This window comes from Massilia sp. MP_M2 (assembly GCF_039123635.1).
In the GTDB taxonomy this organism is placed as follows: Bacteria; Pseudomonadota; Gammaproteobacteria; order Burkholderiales; family Burkholderiaceae_D; genus Telluria.
This window is the reverse complement of record NZ_JBCHJF010000012.1, coordinates 1-14,252: the sequence shown is the minus strand read 5'-3', so window position 1 is coordinate 14,252 and position 14,252 is coordinate 1. Positions and strand designations below refer to the sequence as shown.

The 14,252-nt window shown below is 60.6% G+C and carries 13 protein-coding genes; 3 read left to right on the top strand and 10 right to left on the bottom strand.

The features are described from left to right. Positions 1-17 precede the first annotated feature (17 nt). The 4 genes from epsF to RCH14_RS21140 all read right to left on the bottom strand — a co-directional run bounded on the left by epsF (position 18) and on the right by RCH14_RS21140 (position 5,463). Entirely contained in the window at positions 18-1,442 is a 1,425-nt protein-coding gene (gene epsF / locus RCH14_RS21155; protein ID WP_343028071.1) for a chain length determinant protein EpsF, read from the bottom strand. Positions 1,443-1,512: 70 nt separating this feature from the next. Next, entirely contained in the window at positions 1,513-2,301 is a 789-nt protein-coding gene (gene epsE / locus RCH14_RS21150; RefSeq protein ID WP_343028070.1) for a polysaccharide export protein EpsE, read from the bottom strand. Positions 2,302-2,404: 103 nt separating this feature from the next. Continuing rightward, a complete protein-coding gene (epsL, locus tag RCH14_RS21145; RefSeq protein ID WP_343028069.1) occupies positions 2,405-3,583 on the bottom strand; it encodes an XrtB/PEP-CTERM-associated polysaccharide biosynthesis outer membrane protein EpsL in 1,179 nt (392 codons plus the stop codon). Between the two features lie 374 nt (positions 3,584-3,957). Beyond that, the gene (locus RCH14_RS21140; RefSeq protein ID WP_343028068.1) at positions 3,958-5,463 is read right to left on the bottom strand and encodes an undecaprenyl-phosphate glucose phosphotransferase; all 1,506 of its coding nucleotides are present in this window, start codon (positions 5,461-5,463) and stop codon (positions 3,958-3,960) included. 823 nt (positions 5,464-6,286) lie between these two features. On the opposite strand from RCH14_RS21140, the gene RCH14_RS21135 reads away from it, so the two are divergent. The 3 genes from RCH14_RS21135 (at position 6,287) to RCH14_RS21125 (ending at position 9,909) form a co-directional block, all read left to right on the top strand. Continuing rightward, on the top strand, positions 6,287-6,802 hold the full coding sequence (locus tag RCH14_RS21135; protein ID WP_343028067.1) for a dihydrofolate reductase: 516 nt from the start codon (positions 6,287-6,289) through the stop codon (positions 6,800-6,802). Next, positions 6,799-7,434, top strand: a complete 636-nt coding sequence (locus tag RCH14_RS21130) for a DUF4337 domain-containing protein (RefSeq protein WP_343028066.1) — start codon at positions 6,799-6,801, stop codon at positions 7,432-7,434. The genes RCH14_RS21135 and RCH14_RS21130 overlap by 4 nt, the downstream gene beginning before the upstream one ends. Before the next feature lie 216 nt (positions 7,435-7,650). Further along, positions 7,651-9,909: an arginine/lysine/ornithine decarboxylase gene (locus RCH14_RS21125; RefSeq protein ID WP_343028065.1), complete on the top strand. Its 2,259-nt coding sequence runs from the start codon at positions 7,651-7,653 to the stop codon at positions 9,907-9,909. A gap of 16 nt (positions 9,910-9,925) precedes the next feature. On the opposite strand, the gene RCH14_RS21120 is transcribed toward RCH14_RS21125, so the two are convergent. The 6 genes from RCH14_RS21120 to RCH14_RS21095 all read right to left on the bottom strand — a co-directional run. Further along, on the bottom strand, positions 9,926-10,795 hold the full coding sequence (locus tag RCH14_RS21120; protein WP_343028064.1) for a hypothetical protein: 870 nt from the start codon (positions 10,793-10,795) through the stop codon (positions 9,926-9,928). Next, positions 10,792-11,484 (bottom strand): hypothetical protein, encoded by a 693-nt coding sequence (locus RCH14_RS21115; RefSeq protein WP_343028063.1) that lies wholly within the window; start codon positions 11,482-11,484, stop codon positions 10,792-10,794. Before RCH14_RS21115 ends, RCH14_RS21120 begins: the two co-directional genes overlap by 4 nt. Continuing rightward, positions 11,485-12,129, bottom strand: a complete 645-nt coding sequence (locus RCH14_RS21110; protein ID WP_343028062.1) for a hypothetical protein — start codon at positions 12,127-12,129, stop codon at positions 11,485-11,487. A 19-nt stretch (positions 12,130-12,148) separates the two neighbouring features. Next, positions 12,149-12,676 (bottom strand): PAAR domain-containing protein, encoded by a 528-nt coding sequence (locus RCH14_RS21105; RefSeq protein WP_343028214.1) that lies wholly within the window; start codon positions 12,674-12,676, stop codon positions 12,149-12,151. A 120-nt stretch (positions 12,677-12,796) separates the two neighbouring features. Beyond that, on the bottom strand, positions 12,797-13,666 hold the full coding sequence (locus RCH14_RS21100; protein WP_343028061.1) for a hypothetical protein: 870 nt from the start codon (positions 13,664-13,666) through the stop codon (positions 12,797-12,799). Next, positions 13,663-14,252 (bottom strand): hypothetical protein (locus RCH14_RS21095; RefSeq protein WP_343028060.1); only part of this gene is annotated, 590 nt, incomplete at its 5' end. The genes RCH14_RS21100 and RCH14_RS21095, both read right to left, overlap by 4 nt.

The window sequence follows — 14,252 nt, the reverse complement described above, 5'->3', positions numbered from 1 at the left end:
AATATGCTGATGCGCCATTACGTTGGCAGCGTCATGTTGCCCGTGCCCTTGGCGCCGGGCGGCTTCGAAAACGGCTTCTTGGTCCTGGACGACACGCGGGGCTTCTGGATCACGCCCAGCATCGGCAGGCCGAACGCATCGACCAGGTGCGAGGCCGAACGGATCCGCTGGTCCAGCAATTCCAGCACCAGGACAGCGCCCAGGCCCAGGATCGTTCCGGCGATGATCGCCAGCACGATGTTGAGCGACACGCGCGGACCGGCCGGCTGCAGCGGTGGTGTGGCAGCGCTCAGCACCGCGATATCGGCCTGTTTCGATTCGCCTTCCAGGCTGATCGTGTTCAGGCGCTGGCTGGCCGATTCGTAGGCGCGACGGGCGTTTTCCGCCTCGTTGGTCAGCAGGTTGAATTCGTCGCGGGCGCCGTTCAGGGATTGCACGCGGTTCTTCTGCGCTGCCACGGCCGCGCGCAGTTCGCCTTCACGGCGCTCGCTGATGTCGGCCGAGGCCACCACGCTGCTGGACGAATTACGCTTTTGCTGTTCCAGGTTCGAGCGCAGCTTGGCCACTTCAGACTCGGCCGCCTTGTACTGCGGGTGGTTGGACGACAGGCGCTGCGAGATGTCGGCAAACCTGGCTTCGGCCAGCGACAGGCTCGTTTGCAGGTTCTGCACCACCGGATTGTTCATCACGTCGGGCGAACTGTTGGTATTGCCCTGGACCTGGCTGCGGCGCGAGGCAGCATCCATGCTCTGGCTCTGCACGACCACCAGCTGGCTCGACAACTCGTTCAGGCGCGCCGTCTCGACGTCCAGGCGGTTGTCGGCACTGTAGATATTGTTGTCCTTCTGGTACTTCGACAGCCGCGCTTGCGCGAGCTCGTAGCGGTTGCGCAGGGTCTTGCTCTGGGCCGTGATATAGCTGCTGGCGCGCTGCACCGGATCGGTCTTGAGCTGGACGCTGACATCGAGGTAGGCGTTGGCGAACGCATTGGCTGCCTTCGACACGAATTGCGGGTCCGTGCCACGGACGTTAATCGTCAGCACGCTGCTTTCGCGCGCCGGCACCACGTCCACATTGCCCCGCAGCGAATCGGCCAGCCACTCGCGCAGCGTACCGCCGTTGCCACCGGTGGCATTCTGGAACCGCGCCTGCACGTCTGGCGCATTGGCCAGCCCCAGATCGTCGACGACCTTCAGCGCGACGCTCTTGCTCTTGATGATGTCGACCTGGGTCGCGATATAGCCGGGCATCAGCTGCGCTGGGGCGCTCAGGCCGGTGACCGGATCGACGCCCTTGTAATTGACGACCATCGCCACGGTGGCGACGTATTTTTTAGGCTGCATCAGGCTGAAGACGACGGCGGCGAGCACCGTCACGCCGAGCGCGAGCAGCACGATCTTGTAGCGTGCGCGCAGGGCGAGTAACAACAGGCTTGGGTTCATGGTTGGCTTTCAATAAGGTGCAATGGCGCTGCTACCCGCGACGCTGTGTCGACAGGGCGACGGCGCATGGTCAGAACAGGCTTTCCTTGACGTACACGACGTCGTCGGGCTGGAGCAGATCGTCGCCCTTCACACTGATGATCTGCATCTTGCCGCTCGCGTCGCGACGCTTGACGCGAAGGCCGCGCTCGGTACCGCGGGGAGTCAGACCGCCGCCGGCCGAGAGCGCCTGCAGCACCGTCATCTGGCGCTCGAGACGCAGCATGCCCGGCCGCTGCACTTCGCCATAGATGTAGAAACGGGGCGCGCGCTCGACGAAGATGACGTCGCCACCCTGCAGATCGAAGTTGCCCGCCATGTCAGCGGTGCGCATCACCTCGGCCGTATCCAGCGCATCCTTCATGACCTTGCCGTTACGCGTACGCACGACAGTAACGATATCGCCACCGTTGGTGTCGATGCCGCCCGCCAGTGCCAGCATGTCGAGTACGCTACGGCGACCATCGATCGCATAGCGCCCTGCTTTCTTGACCTGGCCAAGCACCGACACCTGCTGACTCGTCAGTGCAGTGATCAACAGGTTCACCTGGGGCTTTTTCACGAAGTTGCCGCGCTCGAGCATGCTGGCAATTTTCGCTTCTGCCGCCGCACTCGACAGACCGGCAACGGCGACCTGGCCGACCAGCGGCATCGTGATGAAGCCCGATTCGCTCACGCGTGTCTCCACCGCCAGATCGGGGTTCCCGAACACCGAAATCTTGACGACGTCCCCGCCGCCCAGCACCAGCTCATCGGCGTGTGCACTCCCCATGTTCCATGCCAGCAAGATGGCAAAGATACCAAGCAAGATTTGTTTCATGTTAAATTCATTCCATTCACAAAGTGTCAATAGTGCAATTCAAATCAATCATTCGTGACGGCGACAGCGCATAACGCCGGTGCAGTCCATTCCGTGCCGCATCTCAGTTAAATTGCAATGTGGCGTTGATGGATCCGCCATTTGCCTTGTAGCTATTGGTTCCTGCGGCCAGGCTGCCCGAGCGCTGCTCCTGGAACGCCCGCGCCTTGATGGTGATATTGCGCAGTGGCTTGTACACGAGTGCCAATGACCTCGTGTCACGGCTGTCGCTGGCCAGATCGGACACGACGACCGGCGTAGCTGCCCCACCGAACGGCTTGAATTCGCGCTGTTCGTGGCGCACGTCCAGCTCGGCCTGGATTTTTGCCGAGAATTCCCAGGTCACAAGCGCACTGGCGCCATTTGCCAGTGCACTGCCGATCAGCGCGCCGTCGATGGCGGCAAATTCGCGCCAGGCCTGGCCGGTGACTTTGACGCGCCCTGCCGGCGTATAGTTGACGATCAGCCGCGCATTGGTGCCGCTGTCGTCGCGCGACGCCTGGCCCATCTGCTTGCGCTGGACCCAGCCGCCGAGAAACAGCACTTGCGTACTCCCCGTCGCCAGCCACAGGACATTGAGCTTCGCTTCGTCCTGGTCATAGCCGTTGATCATGCTGCCCGTGCTGCCGACCGTGAGCCAGTTCGGATACTTGCCTTCCAGCCGGCGCAACTGGAAACCGGCCGTGCTGCCGCTGCGTGCCAGATAGTCAAAGCCCGCTACCCACGCATCCTCGGTGCGGTCGCTGGCGCGCTGCGAGGCCAGCTCGTAGGCGTATTCTTCCTTCGACACTTCGCCACGCAACTGCCAGCTTGGGTGGAACCGATACCGGCCGTCTGCGTACTGCTTCTTGCTCACCCGCAGATTGCGCTGGACAACGTCGAAATCCGCAAACGATGCCAGCTCCTGCCGGTAATAGCCACCGATATGCCCGTCGAAACGCGATGCGACAAACCAGTGCCAGTCGGCGCGAAGGTCCTTGCGGAGATAGTCCAGCTGGCTGTTACGGTCAAACTTCACGGACGAAAAGTCTGCGAACGCGGTGATCAACTGGCGACTGACGGGGCGCTCGAAGCGCACACCGCCACCGGCGCTGCGGTAGGTGTCGCCGCGCGCCGCCGACCGGGTCGTCTCGTCGTTGGACGAGCGGAACAGGTTGTCGTCATGCTCGACGCCGGCACTGACAAACGGCCGAAGGGTGCTAGCCAACGCGGGCATGCTGGACAAGGAACAGACCAGCGCCACGCACCCTGCCCTGGTCAGACTCGCGCAAAGGCGGCTGGCCGGCAGCCGGAGGAGCGACCCCGTTGCGAGAGAGCCAGTGTGACGTTCGCAGCTTGGCAGTAAGTACAAGAAGAATCCAATCACAAATAATATTTTTAACGCTTCTTCATGCTCGCTTGCAACACACGCACGCCGTACATTTCTTGCATCAGGCAATCAAGACAATCTCAACCACATCGGTAAACATGTCTTTTTATCAGGAGAAGTTGCAATTCTAATACATCACCCCGTAAACACGCGTTCGTTACGCGCGCTTGAAATGGCATGTCGGGGGCAGTGCGATGGCAATCCGGGCGACGGAGCTGGCGCCGGGAGCGGCGCGTACTCCGGGGATCTCAATATGCGGTCTTGTGGAACCATACTGAAAACGCGGTCATGACAAGGATCTTCATGTCCAGCATCAGCGACCAGTGCTCGATGTAATGCAGATCGTGCTCGACGCGGCGCTGCATCTTGTCCAGCGTATCCGTCTCGCCCCGGAATCCGTTCACCTGCGCCCAGCCGGTGATACCCGGCTTGACGTTATGGCGAGCGTAGTATTCCGAAATGATCGCGCCGAATTCCAGGTTGTGCTTGATCGCATGGGGCCGCGGACCGACGATCGACATATGGCCCAGCAACACGTTGAACAGCTGCGGCAATTCGTCCAGGCTGCTGCGGCGCAGGAAGCCACCGATGCGTGTGACCCGACTGTCATGGCGCGTCGCCTGCTTGACCTCGCCACTGGCGCAGTCGTCCACCTTCATCGAGCGGAATTTCCAGACTTCAAATTCCTGGTTGTTGAAACCATGGCGCCGCTGCTTGAAAATCACCGGACCAGGGCTGTCGAGCTTGACGGCGAGAGCGATGATTGCCAGCACCGGGCTGACCAGGGCCAGCAGGATGCTGGAAATCACGAGATCTTCGGCCCGCTTCAGACGGCCCATCTGCTCACCAATGCGGCTGTTGGCAATGGTCAACACCGGTACGCCTGCAAGCCGCTCCATATTAATGGATGGGAATTGCCAGACGACGTTGTTCGGCACCAGGTCGATCCTGACGGGCACGGTGCGCAGCTTCGTGAGCAGGGCCTCGACCCGCTCCGTTGCCAGCCAGGGTAGCGCTACCACGACACGATCAACGGGATTGCCGCGAATGTAATCGAGCATCGTGCACGTGGAACCGAGCATGTGCGGGAGCAGCGACGATGGAATGCCCCGCTCGACGCGGTCGTCGAACACGCCCAGCACCCGGATGTTGGCGTGCCCGCTGCGCTTGATCTCATTAATGATGAGTTCGGCGCGCTCATTGGCGCCAACGATGATGATCGACTCGTCGAGCATGTTTGCCGTGCGCGCCCGGTAGATGAGGCGTGTGAGAATCACGCGGTTCGCCAGCAGCAGCACAAACCAGGCACAGGCACTGGTGGCGACCCAGACGCGCGAATACCCCGACAGCGTACCGGACAGGTAGCCGACGATCATGATCAGGGAAATACCGCCGAAGAAGCCCAGACCCAGCTTGCTCACGAGCGAGTTCAGCGACAGGATCTCGCGCTCGCGGTAGGCCTGCGCGCAGTGAAGCGACACGATGATGACGAGCGTGCTCAGATAGATGAACAGGTGGCCGGCCGTCGACAGCCTGGCGTCGAGGCCAAAGCGCACGAAGAAGCCACCGAAGCCTGCCACCAGCAGGACGACGACATCGGAGACTTTGAGAAGATTGATGAAGAACGGCAGCCAGTATCTGGCCGAGGATTGTGCGCTGCCCTTTTTCAGCAGTGAACCAAGGTCGCCAGCGGCATCCGGCGATCGATGTTTATCGTGTTCGCCTACAACGGCAGCAGGGTCGAAGTTTTTCATCGTGACAGATCCAATCATCATGAATTGAATAAGGTGCGCAAATTTCCAACGCCAGGCTCGCCATCATGTGAGCCCCCGGCGGGAACGCTTGCGACTACGACAAAGCGCGATGGCCTGGTTGTGCAGGTAGCTCTACGGCTACCGAACATCGCCCCTTATGCGTGCCGCAGAAGCTGGATTTGCTTCCCTATCCAATTGTTTGCTGCAGCGCCGCGCAACGCGTACTACTCAAAAAGAAAAAATGAAACCGACTTCATCAAGGAATAATGCAAGAATTATCTTTGCATCACTTGATGCACATCAATAACATAAATAGACTATATGCTAATTGAGCTCTAAAGTCAGTAGTTTTGACGCGGCGCAGCAAAATATATAAATTACAACTAGCAACGCAAATTTCCGCGTCGCAAGCAGCACTCTTATCGTTATTGTGTTGCCGTTTTCTGCATAAGTTCCGAATGGTCGATGGACGCTTGTCACTCGCAGTTTTACATGCACCGAGCAGCTATTTCCGACCGGAATCAATCCAGCGGTCACCTTACCCCGGCCAACGGGGACGGTACATACTGCTTACTTTTTATTACCGTTTCGCGTGCTGCGGCGCACAGTTGCTCTGCCCGTCAGCGAGAACACCCCTGTCGACGTCGCCACCGCCGTTGGGTGAGCTGCCCTGTTGTCGGTACCGCGCAAACCTTGCCGGTTGCTGCACCTGCTGTCGATAAAATGTATAAATATTGGTATCATGCAAGTTCTTGATTCCTCAGACCCCACAGGACCCCCAGATGCCAGCTCCCAATGCCGCGACCATCGCGCGCCCTCTGCCATGACCGCGCATCTGACCCTGGTAGTGGCTATTGACCGTGACAATGGCATCGGCATCGATAACCGCATGCCATGGCATCTGCCGCACGATCTGGCGCACTTCAAGCGCGTCACGCTTGGCAAACCCGTGCTCATGGGCCGCAAGACGTTCGACTCGATCGGCCGTCCCTTGCCGGGCAGGCGCAATATCGTCATTACCCGGAATGCCGACTGGTCACACGACGGCGTCGAGCGTGCCGCATCGCTGGAAGCGGCCATCGCGCTACTGGACGGCGCCCCGGCCAGCATCATCGGCGGCGCGCAGATCTTCGATGCCGCGCTCGAGCTGGCCGACACCATGATCGTCACGCACATCGATCACCGCTTCACCTGCGACACGTTCTTCCCGCCGATCGACCCTGCCGTGTGGGTAGAAACCGCGCGCGACGCGCAGCACCAGCCGCAACAAGCCGACGAACCCGGGTTCGATTACGCCTACGTCACCTACCAACGCAGCGCCGGCAAAGGCGCGCCATGAGCGACGTGTCTCGCGCCCCTGGTTCGCGTGGCGGCGACGGCTTTGCCGGCCGCATTGCCGTCCTGATCGCGGTGCTGGCCACGGTGGGCACGCTGTTTGCCTTCCTCGGCAGCTCGGCGCACAACGACGCCAGCCTGTTCAAGACGACGGCAGCGATGGAAAAAACCAGCGCCGCCAACGCGTGGGCCCATTACCAGGCCAAGTCGAGCCGCCAGAACCTGGCCGAACTGGCGGCCACGCTGCCCGGCGTCGACGCTGGCCGCTACACCCAGCAGGCCGAGCGCTATCGCGTCGAGAAAGTCGTCATCCGCAAGGAGGCCGAGCGCTGGGAAGCGTCTTCAAGCGACTGGAACCGGCGCTCCGAAGAAGCGCTGCACCGCCAGCGCCAGTGGTCTGCAGCGTCGGTGGCACAGCAGATCGCGATTTCGCTGGCCGCAGTCACGCTGCTGGCGCGCCGCACGTGGCTCCTGACCCTGACCGGCGCCGTTGCCACCTTCGGCATCACGCTGGGCCTGTTCGCGTTCCTGGAGGGCACAACGACCGCGTTGTCGCCCGTCCCGCTGGGCGCGGCGCTGGCCGCCGCGCTGCTGACCGAGGGGTGCCGGCGCGCCGGGCGCCGCCTGGATAGCTAGGGTGCGACACCGATCCGCGTGAGTGGTTAATCTTGCAAATGAGGCAGCTGAGAAGCTGCCAAAAAACCTGGCAAAAAAACCTGCACCGGAACCCGCAATTTCTGCGAAAATCCGCTACTCATTTTCTACGGTGCCGTGCGCGGCGGCCCTGCACCACTTCGGAATGATCCGATGTGGCGCGGCTGCTGCCCACGGCGCTTCGCTTTGGAGCTGTCCATGAAATTTCGTTTCCCCATCGTCATCATCGACGAGGACTTCCGCTCGGAGAACACCTCCGGCCTCGGCATTCGCGCGCTCGCGGCGGCGATGGAACAAGAAGGCATGGAGGTCGTTGGCGTGACCAGCTATGGCGACCTGTCCCAGTTCGCCCAGCAGCAGTCGCGCGCATCGGCATTTGTCCTGTCGATCGATGACGAGGAATTCGGCAGCGGCTCGCTCGAAGACACCGATTCGGCGCTGGTCGGCCTGCGCGCCTTCGTCAAGGAAATCCGCCACAAGAACGCGGACATCCCGATCTACATCTATGGCGAAACGCGCACCAGCCGCCACATTCCGAACGATGTGCTCAAGGAGCTGCACGGCTTCATCCACATGTTCGAAGACACGCCCGAATTCGTCGCGCGCCACATCATCCGCGAAGCCAAGTCGTATCTGGACAGCCTGGCGCCGCCGTTCTTCCGCGCGCTGGTGAACTACGCCTACGATGGTTCGTACTCGTGGCATTGCCCTGGCCACTCGGGCGGCGTGGCATTCCTGAAGTCGCCGATCGGCCAGATGTTCCACCAGTTCTTTGGCGAGAACATGCTGCGCGCCGACGTCTGCAATGCGGTCGAAGAACTCGGCCAGCTGCTCGATCACACGGGTCCGATCGCCAAGTCCGAACGCAACGCCGCGCGCATCTACGGCGCCGACCATTGCTACTTCGTGACCAACGGCACCTCGACCTCGAACAAGATGGTCTGGCACTCGACCGTGGCGCCGGGCGACATCGTCGTCGTCGACCGCAATTGCCACAAGTCGATCCTGCACTCGATCATCATGTGCGGCGCGATTCCTGTGTTCCTGATGCCGACCCGGAACAACCTGGGCATCATCGGTCCGATTCCGCTGTCCGAGTTCACGCCCGAATCGATCGCCCGCAAGATCGAAGCCAATCCGTTCGCCCGTGACGCCGTCAACAAGAAGCCGCGCATCCTGACCATCACCCAGTCGACCTACGACGGCGTGGTCTACAACGTCGAGACGCTGCGTGAAATGCTCGACGGTAAAATCGACACACTGCACTTCGACGAAGCGTGGCTGCCGCATGCCACGTTCCACGACTTCTACAAGAATATGCACGCGATCGGCCAGAACCGTCCGCGCGCGAAAGAGTCGATGATCTTCTCGACCCAGTCGACGCACAAACTGCTTGCAGGTTTGTCGCAGGCGTCGCAAGTGCTGGTGCGCGAATCGCAGTCGGTCAAGCTCGACCAGGATGCCTTCAACGAAGCGTACCTGATGCACACCTCGACCTCGCCGCAGTACTCGATCATCGCCTCGTGCGACGTCGCCGCCGCGATGATGGAAGCGCCAGGCGGCACTGCCCTGGTCGAAGAGTCGATCCTGGAAGCGCTGGACTTTCGCCGCGCGATGAAGAAGGTCGATGCCGACTTTGGCACCGACTGGTGGTTCCAGGTCTGGGGCCCGGACAAATTCTCGGAAGAAGGCATCGGCACGCAGGACGACTGGATGATCCGCGCCGAAGAATCGTGGCACGGTTTTGGCGACCTGGCTCCGGGCTTCAATATGCTCGACCCGATCAAGGCGACCATCGTCACGCCGGGCCTGAATCTGTCGGGTCAGTTCGGCGAGACCGGCATCCCGGCCTCGATCGTCACCAAGTACCTGGCCGAGCACGGCGTCATCATCGAGAAGTGCGGGCTGTATTCGTTCTTCATCATGTTTACGATCGGGATCACCAAGGGCCGCTGGAACACGCTCGTCACGGCGCTGCAGCAGTTCAAGGACGACTACGACCGCAACGCGCAGATGTGGCGCGCGATGCCGCAGTTCGCCGCGGCCAATCCGCGCTACGAAATGCACGGCCTGCGCGACCTGTGCACCGAGATCCACACGTTCTACAAGTCGTATGATGTGGCGCGCCTGACGACCGAGATGTACCTGTCGGACATGATCCCGGCGATGAAGCCGTCGGACGCGTTCGCGCACATGGCGCACCGCAAGATCGATCGCGTGGCAATCGACGAGCTCGAAGGCCGCATCACGGCAATCCTGCTCACGCCCTACCCGCCAGGCATTCCGCTCCTGATCCCGGGCGAACGGTTCAACCGCACGATCGTCGACTACCTGCGCTTCGCACGTGACTTCAACGAGCGCTTCCCGGGCTTCGAGACCGATGTGCACGGCCTGGTCAAGCGCGAGGTCGATGGCAAGCGCGGTTACTTCGTCGACTGCGTGCGGCAGGACGACTAAGCGTCAAGGCACGACCTCATTGCTGCCAGAATTCATTGAGGTCGTCCATGTAGTCCGCGTTCGGATAGAGCGGCTGCTTCGGTGGCCGCGTCGGCATCGGGAAGCCGTGTTTTGTGGTCCATGCGCGGATGTCCGGTATCACCCCGGGCTTTTCACCCGCCGGACATTCGTGCAGGCAGAGCCAGGTTTTGCCCTGGCGTCCGATCACCGGCTTAGGAGGATCTTCGAAGCGCGACCAGCCGGTGAGCGCGCCAATATAGGCGCCGCGCGAAGCGTACGAAGTGACGTCGATGTAGGGCTGGTCACGGTCATAGAGCTGGGCAGTCCATTCGCGGCAGCCAAAATTACCTATATAGTTTTCCACGTCCCAACCGGCCACGTAGCGGCGGTTATCCTCGGAGCTGCAAACCGCCGGAGAGAACGTTACGTCACCAGGAATTCCCTGTGCCCAGTACGCGAAATGATAAGCTTCCGGTTGATCTGTCTGAGTTCCCACCAAATCCAACTCGTATAATTTTGTTATTTTGGCTGTCAATTTCCCCAGGGATCCTTTCTGATTGGTAACTTGGCCTTTTGAATCGAAAGTCAGAAGAACGACGCCAATTTCCCGTGCGTTCGGAACGGCAAACGTGGCATTTGGAACGAACAATGCGCGAGCACTTAGATAGTCTTTATGCTTGCCCCGAGCACGCTGTTGTGAGTTAAATTTTCGGGATTGCACGACGCCACTTCGCAAAGTCGATGCCTCATCGACCAGTAACACGTAGCGGACTTCCCAACGTCGTTCAAGCCAGTTCTGTGTTACGAGTGAAGCACCTGCAGCCGACGGCGGCACGAAAAAAAGGCAGAGTATCGCCATGCCATATATCGCAATCTGGTTGTTCATAGGATCTTCGGTTCGCGGACAGTAATGTGGAGATGATTGTTATGTAAGCGTTCGTTCGGGTTTGAGCGCCGCTGCTCATTGGGGACCGCCGCAATCTTGTCTGTCGTATCGGCATCCATATACCACGGATCGAAGAGCTGTTTGACGGATCCATTTCGGCCTAACAGGTCGCGCAGCGTGCGAATCAGGCCGGGCTCGTGGAGATTGCGCTCAGCATTCCACGCCCTTCGTGCAAGGTCTTCTTGGTTTCGCAGAGAGTTAATTCGGGCATCTGCATTGGCCAACTCCAGCGCCGATTGCTCTTCATTGCCAGATGCGCGACTGCGCGCGATTCGGATCCGCTGCTCACCCTCTAATAACGCTGCCCTAGCTTCCTGATGCTCCCGCCATAGCACCTTCTCACGCGCACTGACATTGCCATTCTTCGCCGCCGAACCGTTCGTCAACGATGCGCGATTGAGAAAAACGCTTTCCCCGCCGCCTTCGAGATAAGTAATGTCGAGACCCAGGCCGGCCCGGTGCGCGATCGACCCCAGGCTGGGCCGCCAGCCCGACGTCACAGCCACCGACGTCACGCCGGCGGCGTGTGCTTCCGTGAGCAGCGCAGCAAACGCGCACGGGTGGGTACGCGGCAGGATGCCGGTAAGCCAGGGACAGTGTGTGGTGTTATCGCGGACATTGCCCTGCATTTAATCGCGAAACACGACCCGCAGCGTCAGCGAGGGATTGGTGTCGCTCGCGGCGAATTTCACACTCAGTTCCGGGCGCGGCAGGCCGACGTAGATGCTGCGTACTGCAGCCCGGATCACCGGGGCAGTGTCGGCCGGCAGCAGCGCGTCTGCCTCAGCGGACGTGTAAAGGTGGGATATCTGCATCCAGATATCCCCGGTGAGCGCCGCGTCGTAGACTTGCAACCGCTTGCCCGGCGTGGCGCCTTGGCGGCAGGCCGGCGCGCGCAGCGTGGCCAACTCGTGACCGATGCGCCCTTTTTTCTCGACGATGTTCACCTGTACATCGTCGCGTCCGACCTCCAGCGCGTACACCGGATTGCTGCGGTGCGCCGGGTGCACATCGCTGTTGAGAAAGAGCGCAACCTTGCTGCCGGGGTTGACGAGCAGATCGATCGTGCGCTTGCCGCGCAGCGCGCCGGGCTTGTCTGCATATTCGGGCAGAACCTGGCCGTCGATCGACACCACGTAGGGCAAGACCAGCGTCGCGCTGGTCGCGCGGGTGTCGAACTGGTAGCTGACCTTGCATTTCGACCCAACCCGGACGGTCGTCACGGTGCCTTGAGGTGAAAGAGTGCAGCGTGCATCTGGGGTGGCGTCGGTCATTTATGCACCGTCGTCGACGCTACGCTTCTTCGACCGTGCCGTCGATTTCCCAATGCAGCTTGACCGACGCTGGGTCATGGCCGGCCACGCGCTCGGTGAAGCCATCGGCATCCGTCACGCCGCGCCGAACTGCACCATCCGGCAACTCGATACGGTATGGCAGGCCAGGGACCGGCTTGCCGCTGTCCTCGTCAACGGCGCGAAACGTGCCGAAGTTCGCTGCGGCCGGTGCCGTGGCGGCGTGGATCGGCGCTGCCGCTGCAGTGGCGGCTTCGGACTGGTCGTCGATCATCAAAAAGCCCTTCGTCGTCGTGGCAATCAGGACAGCGCCGCACGCGGTTTTCATGCCCTCCACTGCTGTCCCGATCCCGGCGTGGGTATGGAATGCAAGGCCCTCCACGATCGGAAACTTCCCTTTGCACAGAGGACATTGCGTCATGTGCCCCTTGGACGCGATCGGTCGCCCCTGTGCAGTTGAATGCAGATTGCCTTCCAGGACGACACCACCGTGGGAAGTGGGGTCGCCCTTGCAGATCACCGCGCGCATGGCCATTGGTTGCCCCTAATTGTCGTTACGAAACTTCGACTTTAGATGCCTGGTTCGCGCGGTGGTTGAGCCTGCGCAAGACGGTGATGCCGCCACTCAAACGTTCGGCACAGGCCGACTTCATTGCTGCCAGAATTCATTGAGGTCGTCCATATAGTCCGCGTTCGGATAGAGCGGCTGCTTCGATGGCCGCGTCGGCATCGGGAAGCCGTGTTTTGTGGTCCATGCACGGATATCCGGTATCACCCCGGGCTTTTCACCCGCAGGGCATTCGTGCAGGCAGAGCCAGGTCGTGCCGTGGCGTCCGATCACCGGTTTGGGCGGATCTTCGAAGCGCGACCAACCGGTCAGTGAACCAATGAAAGTGCCGTGCGTGGCATATGAGGTCACGTCGATATACGGCTGGGCGCGGTCGTACAGCTGGGCAGTCCATTCGCGACAGCCGAAATTGCCGGTGTAACTGTCGATGTTCCAGCCGGTCTCGTAACGACGAAAATCGTCCGAGCTGCAAGCGGCCGGGGAAAAAGTGACGTCGCCCGGTATCCCCTGCGACCAGTAGCCGAAATGATAAGGGTTTGGGTCAGGAATATCGTTGTGAATCAGGACCAGCCGATCAAGGCGAGTCCTTTTCGCTGACATGCTGCTGAGCGCACCTTTCTGATTTGTCACTCGACCAACTGCGTCGAACGTCAGCAAGATAATGCCGACAGACCGCGAGCCGGGGACAGCGAAAATGACCGTGGGCGTGAGCAACGCGTCGGCGCTGAGATAGATTTTTCCTTTCCCGCGCGCTGCCTGTTGGGCATTAAATTTTTTTGAATGCGCTATTCCGATCTGCATACGAGGCGCCTCTTCGGCGAATAACACATAGCGGATTTCCCAAGGCCGTTCCAGCCAAGCTTCCGATTCTGGATCAGCAGCGTTTGTAGTTGTCGCGGGTACGGAGAGAGCAAATATAGCAATGATCCAGGCCAGAATCTGATTTTTCATAGTATCTTCGGCTCGCGAACAGTAATGTGAAGATGGTTGTTATGGAGGCGTTCGTTCGGGTTTGTGCGCCGTTGCTCATTGGGAACGGGAGCAACCTTGTCTGTCGTGTCGGCGTCCATATACCATGGATCGAACAATTGTTTTACGGACGCGTTCTGGCTCAGCCGGTCTCGCAACTTGCGGATCAGGACCGGCTCGTGCTTGTTGCGTTCCTGATCCCATTCCTGCCGCGCGGCACGTTCACCATCCTGAGCCACCTCGAATCGAGACTCGGCCTGCGCAAGATCCCGTGCCAACTGCGCCGTATTGCCGGGTTCGCGATTGCGCGCAAGTCTACCTTGTTTTTCATCCCGCTCACGGTCGCTCTTCACCAGCGCCGCCTTTGCATCCTGATGCTCGCGCCACAAGACTTTCTCGCGCGCACTGACATTGCCATTGCCCGCTGCCGAGCCATTCGTCAACGATGCACGATTGAGAAAAACGGCTTGTCCACCGCCTTCGAGATAGGTGATGTCGAGACCCAGGCCGGCCCGGTGCGCGATCGACCCCAGGCTGGGCCGCCAGCCCGACGTCACAGCCACCGACG

Bases quoted from the DNA above. Each gene is read 5' to 3' on its own strand.
- epsF (WP_343028071.1), bottom strand. From the start codon at position 1,442: ATGAACCCAAGCCTGTTGTTACTCGCCCTGCGCGCACGCTACAAGATC.
- epsE (WP_343028070.1), bottom strand. From the start codon at position 2,301: ATGAAACAAATCTTGCTTGGTATCTTTGCCATCTTGCTGGCATGGAAC.
- RCH14_RS21140 (WP_343028068.1), bottom strand. From the start codon at position 5,463: ATGAAAAACTTCGACCCTGCTGCCGTTGTAGGCGAACACGATAAACAT.
- RCH14_RS21135 (WP_343028067.1), top strand. From the start codon at position 6,287: ATGACCGCGCATCTGACCCTGGTAGTGGCTATTGACCGTGACAATGGC.
- RCH14_RS21130 (WP_343028066.1), top strand. From the start codon at position 6,799: ATGAGCGACGTGTCTCGCGCCCCTGGTTCGCGTGGCGGCGACGGCTTT.
- RCH14_RS21125 (WP_343028065.1), top strand. From the start codon at position 7,651: ATGAAATTTCGTTTCCCCATCGTCATCATCGACGAGGACTTCCGCTCG.
- RCH14_RS21120 (WP_343028064.1), bottom strand. From the start codon at position 10,795: ATGAACAACCAGATTGCGATATATGGCATGGCGATACTCTGCCTTTTT.
- RCH14_RS21115 (WP_343028063.1), bottom strand. From the start codon at position 11,484: ATGCAGGGCAATGTCCGCGATAACACCACACACTGTCCCTGGCTTACC.
- RCH14_RS21110 (WP_343028062.1), bottom strand. From the start codon at position 12,129: ATGACCGACGCCACCCCAGATGCACGCTGCACTCTTTCACCTCAAGGC.
- RCH14_RS21105 (WP_343028214.1), bottom strand. From the start codon at position 12,676: ATGCGCGCGGTGATCTGCAAGGGCGACCCCACTTCCCACGGTGGTGTC.
- RCH14_RS21100 (WP_343028061.1), bottom strand. From the start codon at position 13,666: ATGAAAAATCAGATTCTGGCCTGGATCATTGCTATATTTGCTCTCTCC.